The 15,571-nt window shown below is 32.9% G+C and carries 13 protein-coding genes and 4 pseudogenes; 7 read left to right on the forward strand and 10 right to left on the reverse strand.

What is annotated here, in order from left to right; all coding sequences use genetic code 11:
- Positions 1-44: 44 nt before the first annotated feature.
- Together ACZZ95_RS24840 and hutI are read left to right on the forward strand one after the other, a co-directional pair.
- Positions 45-1,094, forward strand: coding sequence for a glutaminyl-peptide cyclotransferase (locus ACZZ95_RS24840; protein WP_463471135.1), 1,050 nt, complete (start codon positions 45-47; stop codon positions 1,092-1,094).
- A 134-nt stretch (positions 1,095-1,228) separates the two neighbouring features.
- A complete protein-coding gene (gene hutI / locus ACZZ95_RS24845) occupies positions 1,229-2,464 on the forward strand; it encodes an imidazolonepropionase (RefSeq protein WP_463471136.1) in 1,236 nt (411 codons plus the stop codon).
- Between the two features lie 357 nt (positions 2,465-2,821).
- Here hutI and ACZZ95_RS24850 read toward each other — a convergent pair.
- Positions 2,822-3,701: pseudogene (locus ACZZ95_RS24850) on the reverse strand (hypothetical protein).
- A 97-nt stretch (positions 3,702-3,798) separates the two neighbouring features.
- On the opposite strand from ACZZ95_RS24850, the gene ACZZ95_RS24855 reads away from it, so the two are divergent.
- A complete protein-coding gene (locus ACZZ95_RS24855; protein ID WP_463471137.1) occupies positions 3,799-4,836 on the forward strand; it encodes a formimidoylglutamase in 1,038 nt (345 codons plus the stop codon).
- A gap of 135 nt (positions 4,837-4,971) precedes the next feature.
- Positions 4,972-6,223, forward strand: a pseudogene (locus tag ACZZ95_RS24860) (DEAD/DEAH box helicase).
- Here the strand turns inward: ACZZ95_RS24860 and ACZZ95_RS24865 are convergent.
- From ACZZ95_RS24865 to aroC, 6 genes and pseudogenes are all read right to left on the reverse strand, one after another.
- Positions 6,220-6,504: a response regulator gene (locus ACZZ95_RS24865; RefSeq protein ID WP_463471138.1), complete on the reverse strand. Its 285-nt coding sequence runs from the start codon at positions 6,502-6,504 to the stop codon at positions 6,220-6,222. The pseudogene ACZZ95_RS24860 and the gene ACZZ95_RS24865 overlap by 4 nt on opposite strands.
- Entirely contained in the window at positions 6,498-7,676 is a 1,179-nt protein-coding gene (locus ACZZ95_RS24870) for a sensor histidine kinase (protein ID WP_463471139.1), read from the reverse strand. Before ACZZ95_RS24870 ends, ACZZ95_RS24865 begins: the two co-directional genes overlap by 7 nt.
- Before the next feature lie 74 nt (positions 7,677-7,750).
- On the reverse strand, positions 7,751-8,404 hold the full coding sequence (locus ACZZ95_RS24875; protein ID WP_463471140.1) for a tetratricopeptide repeat protein: 654 nt from the start codon (positions 8,402-8,404) through the stop codon (positions 7,751-7,753).
- Between the two features lie 134 nt (positions 8,405-8,538).
- Positions 8,539-9,197 (reverse strand): annotated as a pseudogene (locus ACZZ95_RS24880) (dicarboxylate/amino acid:cation symporter).
- Positions 9,198-9,231: 34 nt separating this feature from the next.
- Positions 9,232-9,801, reverse strand: coding sequence for a dicarboxylate/amino acid:cation symporter (locus ACZZ95_RS24885; RefSeq protein ID WP_463471141.1), 570 nt, complete (start codon positions 9,799-9,801; stop codon positions 9,232-9,234).
- Positions 9,802-9,853: 52 nt separating this feature from the next.
- Positions 9,854-10,913, reverse strand: a pseudogene (gene aroC, locus ACZZ95_RS24890) (chorismate synthase).
- Between the two features lie 188 nt (positions 10,914-11,101).
- Here aroC and ACZZ95_RS24895 point away from each other — a divergent pair.
- Both ACZZ95_RS24895 and ACZZ95_RS24900 read left to right on the forward strand, forming a co-directional pair.
- Positions 11,102-11,923, forward strand: coding sequence for a UDP-2,3-diacylglucosamine diphosphatase (locus tag ACZZ95_RS24895; protein ID WP_095954354.1), 822 nt, complete (start codon positions 11,102-11,104; stop codon positions 11,921-11,923).
- 141 nt (positions 11,924-12,064) lie between these two features.
- Positions 12,065-12,562: a hypothetical protein gene (locus ACZZ95_RS24900; protein ID WP_463471142.1), complete on the forward strand. Its 498-nt coding sequence runs from the start codon at positions 12,065-12,067 to the stop codon at positions 12,560-12,562.
- Positions 12,563-12,985: 423 nt separating this feature from the next.
- Here ACZZ95_RS24900 and ACZZ95_RS24905 read toward each other — a convergent pair whose 3' ends face one another.
- Genes ACZZ95_RS24905 through bshA form a run of 3 tightly spaced genes read right to left on the reverse strand, consistent with a single transcriptional unit; the run spans position 12,986 to position 14,568 of the window.
- A complete protein-coding gene (locus ACZZ95_RS24905; RefSeq protein ID WP_463471143.1) occupies positions 12,986-13,300 on the reverse strand; it encodes a protease complex subunit PrcB family protein in 315 nt (104 codons plus the stop codon).
- The gene (locus ACZZ95_RS24910) at positions 13,284-13,406 is read right to left on the reverse strand and encodes a hypothetical protein (RefSeq protein ID WP_463471144.1); all 123 of its coding nucleotides are present in this window, start codon (positions 13,404-13,406) and stop codon (positions 13,284-13,286) included. Before ACZZ95_RS24910 ends, ACZZ95_RS24905 begins: the two co-directional genes overlap by 17 nt.
- A 16-nt stretch (positions 13,407-13,422) precedes the next feature.
- Positions 13,423-14,568: an N-acetyl-alpha-D-glucosaminyl L-malate synthase BshA gene (gene bshA / locus ACZZ95_RS24915; RefSeq protein ID WP_095954351.1), complete on the reverse strand. Its 1,146-nt coding sequence runs from the start codon at positions 14,566-14,568 to the stop codon at positions 13,423-13,425.
- A gap of 652 nt (positions 14,569-15,220) precedes the next feature.
- Between bshA and ACZZ95_RS24920 the strand changes: the two genes are divergently transcribed.
- Positions 15,221-15,496, forward strand: coding sequence for a GIY-YIG nuclease family protein (locus ACZZ95_RS24920; RefSeq protein ID WP_463471771.1), 276 nt, complete (start codon positions 15,221-15,223; stop codon positions 15,494-15,496).
- Positions 15,497-15,571: the final 75 nt, after the last annotated feature.

Below are 15,571 nucleotides of genomic sequence, written 5' to 3' on the forward strand. Positions count from 1 at the left end.
CTATAAAAATATCATCGTATATTGGCTTATTCAAATTTTAAACTATGAAAAATTATAACTTCCTAACTGTCATTTTATTAGGAATCACATTAATTGGATGTGGAGATAAAAATAAAAGTGAAAATTCTTTATTTACTATCGATGATTCTGCTTTTCCGGCTCATTTAACGCAAAAAGATGCGCTTACAATCGGAATTTTAAACCCAAAATCGAAAGAAATCGACAGCGTTGCCTACTTCGTAAACGACCAAAGAGTTGGAAGTACAAAAGCCGCTGAAGAATTTAGATTTGAATTATTAGATCAAAAATTAGGGTATCAGTACTTAAAAGCTACTGTTTATTTTGGCGGAGATTCTTCTGATGCTACCAAAAGAATTGAAGTTGTTTCGGATGTTGAACCAAAAGCTTTAAAATTTAAAATCGTAAATACTTTTCCGCACGATACTACTGCATTTACAGAAGGTTTAGAATTTCACGATGGAAGACTTTTTGAAAGCACGGGACAAAAAGAAGATTCTTATTTTAGAGAAGTTGATTACAAAACAGGAAAAGTAATCAAACAAGTCGATCTTCCTAAAGAATATTTTGGAGAAGGAATTACATTTTTCAACGGAAAAATATACCAATTGTCATGGCAGGAAAAAACAGGTTTTATTTATGATGCCAATACTTTTAAGCTGGAAAAAACTTTTAAATACGATAAAGATATCGAAGGCTGGGGAATGACACATGACGACAAATATATTTATCATTCTGACGGAACAGAGAAAATCTGGAAAATGGATCCAGCTACTCAAAAGTTAATTGATTACATTAATGTATATTCTGGAGTTGCAAAAATTAAAGCAATTAATGAGTTAGAACTTATCAACGGAAAATTCTATGCAAATGTTTGGCAGAAAGATGCAATTGCTGTTGTAAATCCTGCATCTGGTGCAGTTGAAGGAATTATCAATTTATCTGATCTTCGTAAATTGGTAAAAAGCAAAAATGCCGAAGTTTTAAACGGAATAGCATACAATCCTGTTACTAAAACTATTTTTGTTACTGGAAAATACTGGGATAAAATATTCGAAATCACGGTTTCAGAATAAATTTGAAATAAAATTTCAATATTTTAAATTTCAAATACCAAACACGAATTTCACAGATTTCACGGATTAGTTCGTGATAATTTGTGAAATTTGTGTTTTATATCATTAGTTTTAAAATAATTAAATTCACTCGCATGCTTACTTTAATTACAAATATAAAAGAACTCCTCCAAGTCCGCGAAACTTCAATCGCTAAAGTTTCAGGAGCTGAAATGGCAGAACTTCCTACTATAAAAAATGCTTTTTTAGTTTTAGAAGATAACCTTATTGCCGATTTCGGACCAATGGAAAACCTTCCTAAAATCAATGCTGACAAAATTATTGATGCATCAGGAAAAGTAATACTTCCCGCTTGGTGCGACAGTCACACTCATATTGTTTACGCAGGAAATCGTGAACAAGAATTTGTTGACCGCATTAACGGACTAACTTATGAGGAAATTGCCAATCGTGGCGACGGTATTTTAAATTCGGCTAAAAAACTTAATGAAACTACAGAAGAAGAAATTTACGAGCAATCTAAAATTCGTCTGGAAGAAGTAATACATTTAGGAACTGGTGCTGTTGAAATAAAATCGGGCTACGGATTAACTATTGAAGGGGAATTAAAAATGCTTCGTGTAATTCAAAAATTAGCTGAGAATTATCCAATCTCTATTAAAGCTACATTTTTAGGTGCACATGCCTTTCCAACACATTACAAAGACAATAAAGATGGATATATTGAAGAAATTATCAATAAAATGATCCCAGAAATTGCTAACGACAAACTAGCTGAATATGTAGATGTTTTCTGTGAAAGCGGTTATTTCTCCGTTGAAGAAACCGAAAAAATCATGCAGGCAGGAATTGAATTTGGCCTAAAACCAAAAATTCACGTAAACCAATTCAACTCTATTGGAGGTATTCAGTCTGGCGTTAAATTTAACGCGCTTTCTGTTGATCATCTTGAGATTATGAACCCAGAAGACATTGAAGCTTTAAAAGACACAGAAACAATGCCTGTAGCCTTACCTTCTTGCTCTTACTTTTTAAGTATTCCATACACGCCGGCACGCGAAATGATCGAAGCAGGATTACCAATAGCATTAGCAACAGATTTTAACCCTGGCTCTACTCCATCTGGAAATATGAATTTTGTTGTGGCAACGGCCTGCATTAAAATGAAAATGACTCCAGAAGAAGCTATAAATGCGGCAACAATAAACGGCGCCTACGCAATGGGACTTTCAGAAACCCATGGAAGTATTACAAAAGGAAAAAAAGCCAATTTAATACTAACAAAACCTATTTCATCGTATTATCAAATTCCATACGCTTTTGGAAGCAATTTGATTGAATCAGTTTTTATCGAAGGTAAAATCATATAATAAATACAGTCCACGGTTATAACTGATCAACGGTAAATGTTTACGACTAAACATTAAAACAGTATAGATCTAATTATTTTTTTTTAACGCAGAGGACACGAAGGTTTATCGCAGAGTTTACTAAGATTTGAGTTGTTTTACACTATCTAAAGTTCGCAAAGCTTTGTGAGTTTTATATTTTCACTCAATTTAAATATTTAAAGAACTTTACGCTCTCTGTGTTAATTTTTATTCTATTTTTCCAAAGTTTTAATAGATTTTTTTTCCAACCATGGGACATCATTTAAAAACAAAAAAGGCCTGTGAAAAATCACAGACCTTTAATATCTAAGTGGTATTGTATCCCTTCGGCAGAAATTATCTTAAACTGAAACTAGTTTTAGAAACTAATTCGTCATTATCAAATACATTGATAAAGTAAGTTCCTTTAGCAAAATCTTTTCCTGGAAGATCTTCACTAACCTGTACCGTTTTGTTTTCATATTTTACAGTAGTTTTAAAACTGTAAGTTAATGAGTTATCACCAAAACTTTCTGTTTTCTTTTCTCCTAAAACATTGTTTTTAGCATCGATAACTTGTACATAATACGTTTTATCTCCAGATTTAGCAATTTGATTTTCAGCGATAGTAAAACTAACTTTTAAAACATCAGCACGACTTGCTTTATCTGTTTCAATTTGTTTTCCAGAGCTTCTCAATTTGTAAGCTGAAGTTTTTGTATTTAAAACTGATAATTTAGCTCCTTTTTCTACTGTTTTAGCTAACTCTTCGTTTTGACCAACTAATACTTCGTTATATTTCTTAGATTCACCTAGAACTACAATAGTACTGTCTCTTTGAGTAGTCAAAACTCCGTTTTGTTTTTTCAACTCATCATTTTCAGCAACCAAAGTTTTCATTTTACTTTGCATTGCCTGTACTTGAGATCTGTATTTAGAAACATCACCTTTAGACTTGTTTAAATCATCCATTAAAGCTACTACTTTATCTCTTTCTTGGATTAATTCGTCAGACATAGAAGTGTTTTCAGCGATTGCAAGCATCATACGTTGCTTTTAATTCCTGCAAATCTTTCATAACAGATTCTTTCTCTGTAAGAGTCGTTGTAAGTTCTGTTTTAACTACATCTGTATCAGATGATAATTTAAAAATATACACTAAGCTACCAATCAGTAGGACTGCTAAAACTGCGATTATCGCTTTTAGACTTGAATTGTTGTTCTTTGGGTTTTCCATATTTAATAATTTTCTTTAATAACAAATTTAAGAATTAATATAAGGTAATAACGTAAGTTTCTACAATTATATTATTTTTGGAAAATAAATTTTTTTAATGGAGAAATTAATCCCTTTCACTATAAATGATTTAGCAAAAGTCACAAATCATCGAAGTGGTGAAATAAAGTTCGGAGAAAAAATGATTGTTATCCCTCCCGGGGCTGATAAAGTTGTTTTTTTAAAGGACAGTGAAGCTAAATATGTACTTCTTGGAATCCCCGAAGATATTGGTGTACGCGCCAATTATGGGAGACCTGGAGCAACATCTGCATGGCAGAGTGCGATAAAAAGTATTGCTAATATTCAACACAATCGATTTTGTAAAGGAAGTAACATTATTGTTTTAGGACAAATTAATGTTGCAGACGAAATGCGCCAAGTCGAAAATCTTGATTTTAATGATATTGACGACAGATCGAAGTTAAGTCAGCTGGTGGAGAAAATAGATAAAGAAGTTTCTCACATCATTTTTACTATAATTAAAGCTGGAAAAACACCAATTATTATCGGCGGAGGCCACAATAATGCATACGGAAATATTAAAGGTGCCGCTTTAGCGAAAGGAAAACCTATTAACGCCATTAATTTTGATGCCCATTCTGATTTTAGGATCTTGGAAGGACGTCACAGTGGTAACGGATTTTCATACGCCTATGAAGAAGGTTTCTTAAAGAAATATTTCATTTTTGGATTACACGAAAATTATACCTCAAAAAGTGTCTTAGATATTATTAAAAAACTGGAAGACAGAGTTCGCTATAATACCTACGACAGCGTAAATATTAGAAAAGAAAAAGACTTCAATCGAGAAATGATTGCCGCTTTGGATTTTGTCAAAAATGATGCTTTTGGAATTGAAATTGATTTAGATGCTATTCCAAATATTGCCAGCGACGCTATGACAATCAGTGGTTTTTCTGTAGAAGAATTGAGACAGTTTGTTTCTTTTTTCGCCGAACACAAAAACGCGACTTATCTGCATGTCTGCGAAGGAGCTCCAGATTTAGACAATGCCCCTAATAATAATTTAATTGGTAAATTAATAGGATATTTAGTAACCGATTTTATCAAGGCAAACATCGAAAAAGATTAATTAAATGGCAAAATCGAATTCTAAAATGAAGCGGTTTTGCCAAATAATCGCCAATTCAAACAAACGATTGACCGAATAAAACTATCTTTGCACGGCATTTTAGTACTTAAAACTAAAATACTTAATACCTAAGATATGTTATTCGAAGATTTATCACTTTCAAAAAGTATACAAAAAGCCGTATTTGAAGAAGGCTATTTAAATCCGACACCAATTCAGGAAAAATCTATTCCGATAGTTTTAGCGGGTCGCGATTTAATTGGCTGTGCGCAGACAGGTACAGGAAAAACGGTCGCTTTTGCTATTCCAATTATACACCAATTACACCGAATTGTTGGTTCATCAAAAAAAGCCAAACAAATTCGTGCTCTTGTAGTTACACCTACCCGCGAATTGGCGGTACAAATAGGCCAGAGTTTTGAAACTTATGCCAAATACACTAATTTAACACAGCTGACTATTTTTGGAGGTGTTTCTCAAAATCCGCAAGTTGACGCTTTAAAAAACGGAATTGACATTTTAGTTGCAACTCCGGGACGTTTGCTTGACCTTCAAAAACAAGGTTTCCTTGATTTAGATCATCTGCACACTTTAGTATTAGATGAAGCCGATCAAATGCTGGATATGGGTTTTATAAATGATGTCAAAAAAATCGTAAAACTGACTCCAAAAAACAGACAAACATTACTTTTTTCTGCTACGATGCCAATTGCAATTCGTGAATTAGCTGAAATGTTTCTTCAAGATCCAGAAAAAGTAGAAGTTTCTCCTGTTTCATCTACAGCAGAAAATGTAGAACAACGCATTTATTTTGTTGACAAAACAGAAAAAAGAAATCTATTATATCATTTAATTAAAAATGAAGATTTATCAAATGTTCTTGTTTTTTCTCGAACAAAACACGGTGCCGATAATGTTGTAAAAGCACTTCGCAAAAAAGATATTCCTGCTGAAGCAATTCACGGTGATAAATCTCAAAATGCAAGACAAAGAGTTTTGGATGCTTTTAAAAACAAAGAAGTTGGTGTTTTGGTCGCGACAGATATTGCGAGCAAGAGGAATTGATATTGATCAGTCGCCATTTGTAATTAATTTTGACCTTCCAAATATTCCTGAAACTTATGTTCATCGTATTGGTCGTACGGGTCGTGCAGGAAACGGCGGTGTTGCGATTTCTTTCTGTGGAAAAGATGAACTTCCGTATTGGAAAGACATTCAGAAATTGATAAAAGTTGATGTAAAAACAATTGCAGATCATCCGTATCAATGGCAGTCAGGAAGTCCTGAAGCTGGAGAAAAGCCTAAAAACTCTTCTAACAGAAGCGGAGATGCTCACAAATCTAGAAAATCAAATACTTCTAAAAAAAATAAAAAACGCTGGTACTAAACAGCGTTTTTTTCTTTTATAAGGTAATTGATTATTTTAAATAGTTTTACCGGCTCAAAAGGTTTAATGATTATATCATTCATACCAGACGAAATTGCTTCATCTGTAATTTCATCTTTATCAAAAGCGGTCAAAGCTACAATTGGAGTATCTATTCCTAAAAGGCGAATTCTTTTTGTGGTTTCAAATCCGTTCATTAGCGGCATATTTATATCCATCAGAATCAAATCAAACTCTTGGTCTTCTAAAATTTTAAGCGCGCCAAAACCGTCGTCTACCACTTTACAGATATAATTATTTTTCTCGATAATTTTTTTGTCACCAGCTGGTTGATCAAATTATCTTCGACCACCAAAATGCTATACACTTCATTTGAAGTTAAATCCACTTCTATTTCATCGATAATACTTTTCGTTTTTGCTAAATCATGTTCAAAACCAATTTCAAACGAAAACGAAGTACCTTTGCCAAGATCACTATCCAATGTAATTGTACTTCCAAAAAGTCCAAGCAGTCTTTTTACAATACTTAATCCTAAACCTGTTCCTTGGTAATCTTCGTCTTTTCTTCCGACCTGAACAAATTTTTCAAAAATTTTGCTTTGATCGACAATAGCGATTCCGATACCATTATCTTTAATTAAAAAATGAAGAAAATTAAGTTTTCCCTCCACTTTACTGAGATACACTATTATTTCTACCTGTCCATCTTTTGTAAATTTCAATGCATTGCTCACTAAATTCATTAAAATTTGAGCCAGACGTAATTTATCTCCAATCAAATATTCTGGAATTGCAGGATCAATATCGATCGAAATTCTATTATTATTTTTTTGGGAAAGAAAAGAAAGCGAGTTTTTAATAACCGTTATTTCATCAGCAATGTTGAATGTCAAATTTTCGAGTACAATTTTATTTTCTTCGATTTTATTAATTTGAAGAATATCGTTTACCAAAGACAATAAATATCTGGCCGAAAATTTGAGCGAACTCAAATGCTGGCTTCTCGAAATTTCTTTATGCTCTTCCAGCAAAGCATATTTGTAATTCCAACAACACCATACAAGCAGCGTACGCAATTCATGGCTTATAGTCGATATAAACTGAGTTTTGAGCAAGGAAGCTTCTTCTGCAATTTCTTTCGCTTTAAGGAGCTCTAAATTGTGTTTTTTCTTAAAACGGATATTCTTAACCAACGTGACAATTAAAAACAAAAGAATAAAAGAAATAAGAATAAAGAGAATTACAATAATTCTTGATTTTTTAAGACTTTGAGACTGTTCTACTTTTTCACTTTCGATTTTATCAATCTGCCTTTTGTATTCATCCAGTTCCAGACCAATTCCAGCTATTGATGCTTTTTTAAGTTTTCTCTCGTTATATAGTTCTTCAGATATTTCGTTATGATTTACCAATGCCTGATACGCCTGCTTATGTTTATTAATTTTATCCAAGAACTTGGAATATTCTAAATAAACATTCGATAAATCTGTTTTTTCATCAGATCTTTTTCCTGCCTCAATTGCACTTAAAAAAAGGTATTTGCGGCGGTATTTTTATTTTTGTGACTTAAATAAACTGCATTCAGCATATCTACAATAACTTCGGTAGAGCCGTCACTGTATTTGTTTTTAGTACTATTTATATATTTTAGAAAAAGATAGCCCTGATCGTAATTTTTAACATCAAAGTAAGCCCAGGCAATATTCACGTTTGTAAAATAAACTTCCTTTAGATCGTTAATCTTCAAACTATATGCAACAGATTTTTTATAATATCGGATTCCCTCATCAAATTGTTTTTTCTCAAAACAATACATGTTGCCCAAATTATTATAAATATTGCATTTTAGAGAATCATTGCTAGTTTTATTGGCGTAGTATAAACTTTTTTTATAGAAAAAAATAGCCTTATCATAGTCTGACAATTCATTGTAATTAGCCGCAATGATATTATAGGAACGAGAAATCAGACAGTAGTCTTTTATTAATGTTGCGACATTTAAAGCTGTTCTCGAAATCTTAAGTGACTGCTCAAAATTTGATTCCCTAAAGTTTAAAAGTGCTTCTTTTACAAGCTTATCTATCTTTGGATCTTTGTTGCAGTTAGATTGCGAAATCGCCGAATTGGCGAAGCAATTCAGACCAAAAAGTAAGAGTAAAAAAATCCGTATTTGGGGCATTAATCGGCAATTTTGCCAAATATACACTTTAAAATAAAAAAAAGTCGCATTTCATAAAAAAATACAGCTTTTCTATTGTTATCTAGGATATTAAGACTAAAAAATCAAATTCTTAGTATTAATTTTCTTATCTCTTATTCTTTATTTTCCTCCCACTGACCTACTACAGAAGTCGCTAGGGCATTTCCAAGTACGTTGGTTGCACTTCTAAACATATCACAAAAATGATCAATTGGAAGAATTAATGCAATTCCTTCAATTGGAATATCAAACATACCACAAGTTGTCACAACAACGACCAAACTTGCTCTTGGCACACCTGCAATACCTTTACTGGTTAACATTAAAACTAAAAGCATGGCCATCTGCGTTCCCAAATCAAGATGCACGTTGTAGAACTGCGCGATAAAAATACTTGCAAAAGTCATATACATCATACTTCCGTCAAGGTTGAAAGAATAACCAAGCGTGACATGAAAGAAACAATTTTATCCTTTACTCCAAAACCTTCTAATTCTTCAGTCAATTTAGGAAATACAGCTTCACTGCTCGTTGTTCCAAAAGCAATTGCTAATGGTCCTGTAATACGTTTTAATAACTCTGTCATTCTTCCTTTTAAGAAAATATAACCTACAGCTATTAAAAGAACCCACAATGTGCTTATACCAATTAAAAACGATCCGAAAAATTTAAAGTACGTAATTACCAATTCTTCAGCATCTCTAATCGCAAATACAGTCGCAATAGCTCCAAATACTCCAATTGGAGCAAAGTTCATGACATAATTTACCATTTTTAAAACAATGTGCGACAATTTATCAAAAGCGTTAACAATGGGCTTTACTTTTTCGCCTAAAGAAGTCGCTTGCTAATCCGAAGAAAATAGAAAAAACTACAATCTGCAGTATTTCATTTGTTGCCATTGCTTCCACAATACTTTTTGGCACAATGTGTTCTACAAAGTTTTCGAAAGATAAATTTTGGGTTTTACCTGTTACCTCAGAAGTAGCTGCCATGTCAACATGTTCCAGTTTTAAACCAACTCCAGGCTGTAAAATATTTACGTAGAATAATCCAATAAGTAAAGAAATAAATGAAGCCGTAAAAAACCATCCAATAGCTTTTCCTCCAATTCTTCCAACAGTTTTAATATCTCCCAATTTTGCAATTCCTACTACCAAAGTGGTAAAAACCAAAGGAGAAATAATCATCTGCACCAAACGAATAAAAACTGTTGCCAGCATTTTTATTTTAGTACTAAATGACTGTCTTGCTTCAGGCGAAATTGTATTGTGTAATATGATTCCTAAAATAGCTCCAAGAATCATTGCAATTATAATCTGCCCTGTTAATCCTGAAAGAAATGATTTTTTTTTAGTTTCTGTAACTTCTTGCATTAAATTATTTTTTAATTATTAAAATATAAGACCCTCACTGTCTTACCTTTTATTAATATGTTTTGTTGAACAAATAGAAATCTGCCAAAACAATTGCGACCATAGCTTCTACAATTGGCACTGCGCGAGGCACTACACACGGATCATGACGTCCTTTTCCAGTCATTGGTGTAATGTTACCTTTATTATCTAATGAGTCCTGAGTCTGCATAATAGTTGCAACAGGCTTAAAAGCTACTCTAAAATAAATATCCATTCCGTTGCTGATCCCGCCTTGAATTCCGCCAGAAAGATTTGTTTTTGTAGATCCGTCAGGATTATACAAATCATTGTGCTGGCTTCCTTTCATTTCAGAACCTGAGAAACCACTTCCGTATTCAAAACCTTTTACTGCGTTAATAGAAAGCATTGCTTTTCCTAATTCTGCATGAAGTTTATCAAAAACAGGTTCTCCTAAACCAACTGGAACATTTTGAATTACACAAGTTACAACACCACCAACAGTATCTCCCTGCTTGCGAATATCGCGAATATATTCCTCCATAATCGCGACCGATTTTTCGTCTGGACAACGAACCGGATTACTTTCAATTTTCGAAAAATCTAATTCTTGATAAGGCGTTTCTAAATGAATTGGACCAACAGATGAAACATAAGCGTTAAATTTAATCTCTGGAAGCATTTGTTTTGCAATTGCTCCAGCTACCACTCTGCTTGCAGTTTCTCTTGCAGAACTTCTTCCATCAGCCGCGATAATCACGAAAACCATACTTCTGATCGTAAACATAATCAGCGTGGCTTGGTCTGTAATTATCTTTTATATGTGAATAATCATCTGATTTTTGATTGGTATTTGGAATAATAAAACCAATTGGTGTTCCTGTAGTCTTTCCTTCAAAGATCCCAGACAAAAACTGAACTGCATCTGGTTCTTTTCTTTGGGTAACAATTGCCGACTGTCCCGGTTTTCTTCGGGCCATATCCAATTCAATCGCTTCAAAATCAAGTTCTATTCCTGGAGGGCATCCGTCAATAATACCGCCTAATGCTTCACCATGAGATTCTCCAAATGTTGTAACTTTATATAGGGTGCCGTAGCTGTTTCCTGCCATTGTAATTTGTTTTGAGCAAATGTAAGTTTTATGAATTAAATTAAAAAATTTAAAACTGGTATTATTAACTAAACATTAAACCGTATAAAAATCACAATTTGGTAAAATTATCCGCTTTTTCATAACCTTTTGATAAAACAAAAAGACTCAGAATTTCTTTCATTTGTAAAACTTCAAATCAAGAAAAATTGAAAAAAAGAAATGTCGAATTGGTCGTTCTTTCTGATGTACATTTGGGAACTTATGGAAGTCATGCAAAAGAATTAAACAACTATCTTTCAAGCATTAAACCTAAAATTTTAGTCTTAAACGGCGACATAATTGATGCTTGGCAGTTTCGAAAATCGTACTTCCCAAAAGCACATTTAAGAGTCATTCAACGTGTCATCGGAATGGCTTCTAAAGGAACAAAAGTGTATTACATTACTGGAAATCACGACGAAATACTTCGAAAATTTACCGACATGAATATGGGAAATTTTGCTTTAGTCGATAAATTAGTTTTAGAATTAGACGATAAAAAAGCATGGATTTTTCACGGAGATGTTTTTGACGCTTCCGTACAGCACTCGAAATGGATTGCAAAATTAGGCGGATTAGGATATGATTATTTAATTCTAATCAATCGATTTGTAAACTGGTGTTTGTCAAAATTAGGACGCGAACCTTATTCGTTTTCCAAAAAAATAAAAGCAAGCGTTAAAAAAGCCGTTAAATTTATTTCTGATTTTGAAACTACTGCAACCGATTTAGCAATCGAAAAAAATTACGATTACGTAATCTGCGGTCATATACACGAACCAAAAATCATGACTAAAGAAAACAAACACGGATCGACTTTATACCTTAATTCCGGCGATTGGGTAGAAAACTTGACAGCATTGGAATACCATAAAAAACGTTGGAAATTATTCTCTTATAAAGCGACAAATTTTGCAGAGGAAGAGAATTTATTTGAAATGGAAGACATCTTAACATCACAATTAATATCTTCCATAATCCTAAAATAACTTATACTACAAATACTTTTTTTAACAATTTTATGAATCTAAAATTTATAAAATGTGAATTATATAACAATTTTCAAAAATTTTATACGTTTTGTCTTGGACTGTAATTATACATTTGAAAAAAATTAATTTAACCATTTTATGAAAAAAATCATTTTATCTGCCATGATGCTTTTAGGATTAGCGTTTACGGCTCAATCACAAGAAATTTCGAAACATGCCCTAGGTTTACGTTTAGGAGACAATAACGGATTTGGAGGTGAAGTATCATACCAACTAGGATTAAGCCAAAAAAACAGACTTGAATTTGATTTAGGCTGGAGAAACAGCAGAGATGTAGACGCTGTTAAAGGTGTTGCTCTTTACCAATGGGTTTGGAACATCGATGGAGGTTTTAACTGGTACGCTGGTGTCGGTGGAGGTGTTGTCGCATGGGATTACGATTACTACAACAACAATTTCAGATATAATGACAGCGGAACTTACGTTTTTGTTGCTGGAGATATTGGTATTGAATATAGATTTAGTGAAGTGCCAATTACACTATCGTTAGATGCTAGACCAGAAATTGGTTCAGGATATTATGACGATGACAACTTTGGATTCGACGTTGGATTAGGCGTTAAATTCAGATTCTAAAATAAAATTAAAAAATAATTGTAAAAAGAAACCTGTCGCTTATAAACGACAGGTTTTTTTTATGCTTTTAAATAAACTAAGTTTCCGTTAGAGAAGTCAAAGGCATTAAGATATAAAAAAGGGCTTCGACTTCGCTCAGCCTGACATTTAAATCATAAAACTCATAACCATAGCTAATTACTAAGACTAAGAACTAATCACTAACTACTAAAGACTAAGAACCAATCACTAAGAACTAACTACTAAAGACTAAAGACTAAGCACTAAGAACCAATCACTAAGAACAATCGCTAAGGACTAAATACTAAAGACTAAATACTAAAGACTAATCACTAATCACTAAGAACTAAGAACTAATGACTAATAACTAAGAACTAATGACTAATCACTAAGAACTAAGAACTAATAACCAAAAAACTTAAATCACTTAATAATAATTTCTTTCTTAGAATGAATTTTCACCACAGTGTAAGGATATGAAATTACCTGCATTGTCATTGCATCTTGAGCAGGACTGTTTTCCTTTACTGTAATAATGATATTCTTATCCGTTTCTTCTACCTTTTCAACATCAATAGAGTAACCGCTGGTATTTTTCTCCCCCATATTCAAGATTACATAGTTATAATCATGAACGTTAGGATTCTTCATTTTATCAGCTAAAATCGGATCGTTTTCAAGCATTTTAATTTCATTTGGCTCAGTCAAAATCTCGAAGAATTTAATATTGTCCGCCATTAGACTGCGTAGTCAAAACCTCATACAAAGCTTTCGACTCTTCCGTTTTCTTTACACCACAAGAAATCATAACAAAAACCGCTAATACAGAAATTACTTTTTTCATTTATTTCTTTTTAAAATTAATGCTTTTCATATTTATAGTCATCAACTGCTTTTTGGTACAAAGCCTCATACTTAGGCAGAATATTTTTAATATCAAACTTTCTAGCAACCTCAAGCGCATTTGCTTTAAATTGATTCAATACCGTATCATCTCTCAAGATTTTCAACGCATTTTCAGCCATTTCTTCAACATTTCCAACATTGCTTAAATACCCCGAAAAACCATCGAAATTCACCTCAGGCAAACCACCCGAATTACTAGAAATTACAGGAACACCGCACGCCATAGCTTCTAAAGCCGCCAAACCAAAACTTTCCGTTTCAGAAGGAAGCAAAAACAAATCGGTCATGCATAAAATTTTATCAATTTCATGGCTGTTTCCAAAGAAAATTACTTTATCTAAAATCCCCAATTCCTGACATAAAATTTCCGCTTTTTCTTTTTCAGGTCCATCACCAACCATCATTAGTTTAGCCGGAATTTCTTTCTGAATATTATAGAAAATCTTAATAATATCTGGAATACGTTTTACTTTCCTAAAATTACTAATATGCGTTATAATACGCTCATTTTCATTTGCCATTACATAACGATGACATGGCGCCAATGGATCTTTTTTAACTTTATCAAGTTCAATAAAATTCGGAATCACCTTAATTTTATTCTTGATTTTAAATAACTTCAACGTATCATCTTTCAAACTTTGCGAAACCGAAGTCACATAATCCGACTTATTGATGCTAAAAGTTACTGCCGGTTTATAAAAAGGATGATTTCCAACCAAAGTAATATCCGTTCCGTGAAGCGTTGTAATCATCGGAAGATTAATCCCTTCATTCTTCAACATCTGTTTTGCCATATAACCTGCGTAAGCGTGTGGAATCGCGTAATGCACGTGAAGAAGTTCTATTTTGTACAACTTCACCATATCTACCAACTTACTCGATAGCGCTAATTCATAAGGCTGATAATGAAACAAAGGATATTCCGGAACATTTACTTCGTGATAATGAACATTCGGATTTAAAAGAGCCAATCTAACTGGCTGACTGTATGTGATAAAATGTATTTCGTGTCCTCTTCTGGCCAATTCAAGACCTAACTCAGTAGCTACTACACCACTACCGCCAAAAGTAGGATAACAAACTATTGCTATTTTCATGTATTAAATTTAATTCTACGAAAATACTCAAAAATAGCGTTTAAATAGCCTTTTAAATTGTTAGATTTTTGACAAAATTAGATTAATTATAGTTGATAAATAATTCGATGAGCGAGACAATTATTTCCAAAAGAACCATTAGTCCCGCTGTCCGCTATATCTTTTTCTGTTCTCGTTAAAGAAACGAGAACAGAAAAAGGATAACGCTCCCATCGGGGCTAGATTAGACGTTTTTGTTTTTATAAGAACTTACTAGCGCCAACTTTGTCAAAGTGTAAAACTTTTACAAAGCTAACCCCAGTTTGTCATTCTGAACGAAGGATCACACGCGGGGATCGACAAAGATTAGTTCTTTACTTTTCCATAACTAACACGGTTTTGTTGTCCTGAGAAACGAAGGATCACACTCGGGAATCGACAAAGATTGGTTGTTTACTTTTTCCATACTTCGCACGGTTTGTCATCCTGAGGAACGAAGGATCACACTCGGGAATCGACAAAGATTGACTATTTTACTTTACGGAATTACCTTATTGAGTTTCTAGTGTGATCCTTCGTTCCCCAGGATGACAAAAAAATAAAACAAGTATATTCTTATAAAAAAGTAAAAATATTTAATCCTCAAGATGGGTATCATACCTACCATATTTATATTATTACAAACAAAAATCGATCAACGTTCTATATTGGGGTAACTCAAAATTTAAGAGAAAGACTAAGCGAGCATAAGGAAAAGATTCAAAATAATGTTAAAACCTTCGCTTCTAAGTATGGCATTGAATTTTTGGTGTATTACGAGAAATTCACTTGGATCCAAGAAGCAATTGCAAGAGAAAAACAATTGAAAGGATGGATTAGGGTAAGAAAAATTGATTTGATAAAAGATTTTAATCCAACTTTTGAATTTCTGAATTATCTTTTTGAATAGTTCTATTATTTTTCACACGGTACAATTTGTTGAATAGCTTCACTCAGTTTTGTCATCCTTGAATGACAAAAAAAA

It is taken from the genome of Flavobacterium sp. AC267 (genome assembly GCF_979258715.1).

Coding starts and splice junctions, on each gene's coding strand:
- ACZZ95_RS24840 (WP_463471135.1), top strand. CDS start 45: ATGAAAAATTATAACTTCCTAACTGTCATTTTATTAGGAATCACATTA.
- hutI (WP_463471136.1), top strand. CDS start 1,229: ATGCTTACTTTAATTACAAATATAAAAGAACTCCTCCAAGTCCGCGAA.
- ACZZ95_RS24855 (WP_463471137.1), top strand. CDS start 3,799: ATGGAGAAATTAATCCCTTTCACTATAAATGATTTAGCAAAAGTCACA.
- ACZZ95_RS24875 (WP_463471140.1), bottom strand. CDS start 8,404: ATGCCCCAAATACGGATTTTTTTACTCTTACTTTTTGGTCTGAATTGC.
- ACZZ95_RS24885 (WP_463471141.1), bottom strand. CDS start 9,801: ATGCAAGAAGTTACAGAAACTAAAAAAAAATCATTTCTTTCAGGATTA.
- ACZZ95_RS24900 (WP_463471142.1), top strand. CDS start 12,065: ATGAAAAAAATCATTTTATCTGCCATGATGCTTTTAGGATTAGCGTTT.
- ACZZ95_RS24905 (WP_463471143.1), bottom strand. CDS start 13,300: ATGGCGGACAATATTAAATTCTTCGAGATTTTGACTGAGCCAAATGAA.
- ACZZ95_RS24910 (WP_463471144.1), bottom strand. CDS start 13,406: ATGAAAAAAGTAATTTCTGTATTAGCGGTTTTTGTTATGATTTCTTGT.
- bshA (WP_095954351.1), bottom strand. CDS start 14,568: ATGAAAATAGCAATAGTTTGTTATCCTACTTTTGGCGGTAGTGGTGTA.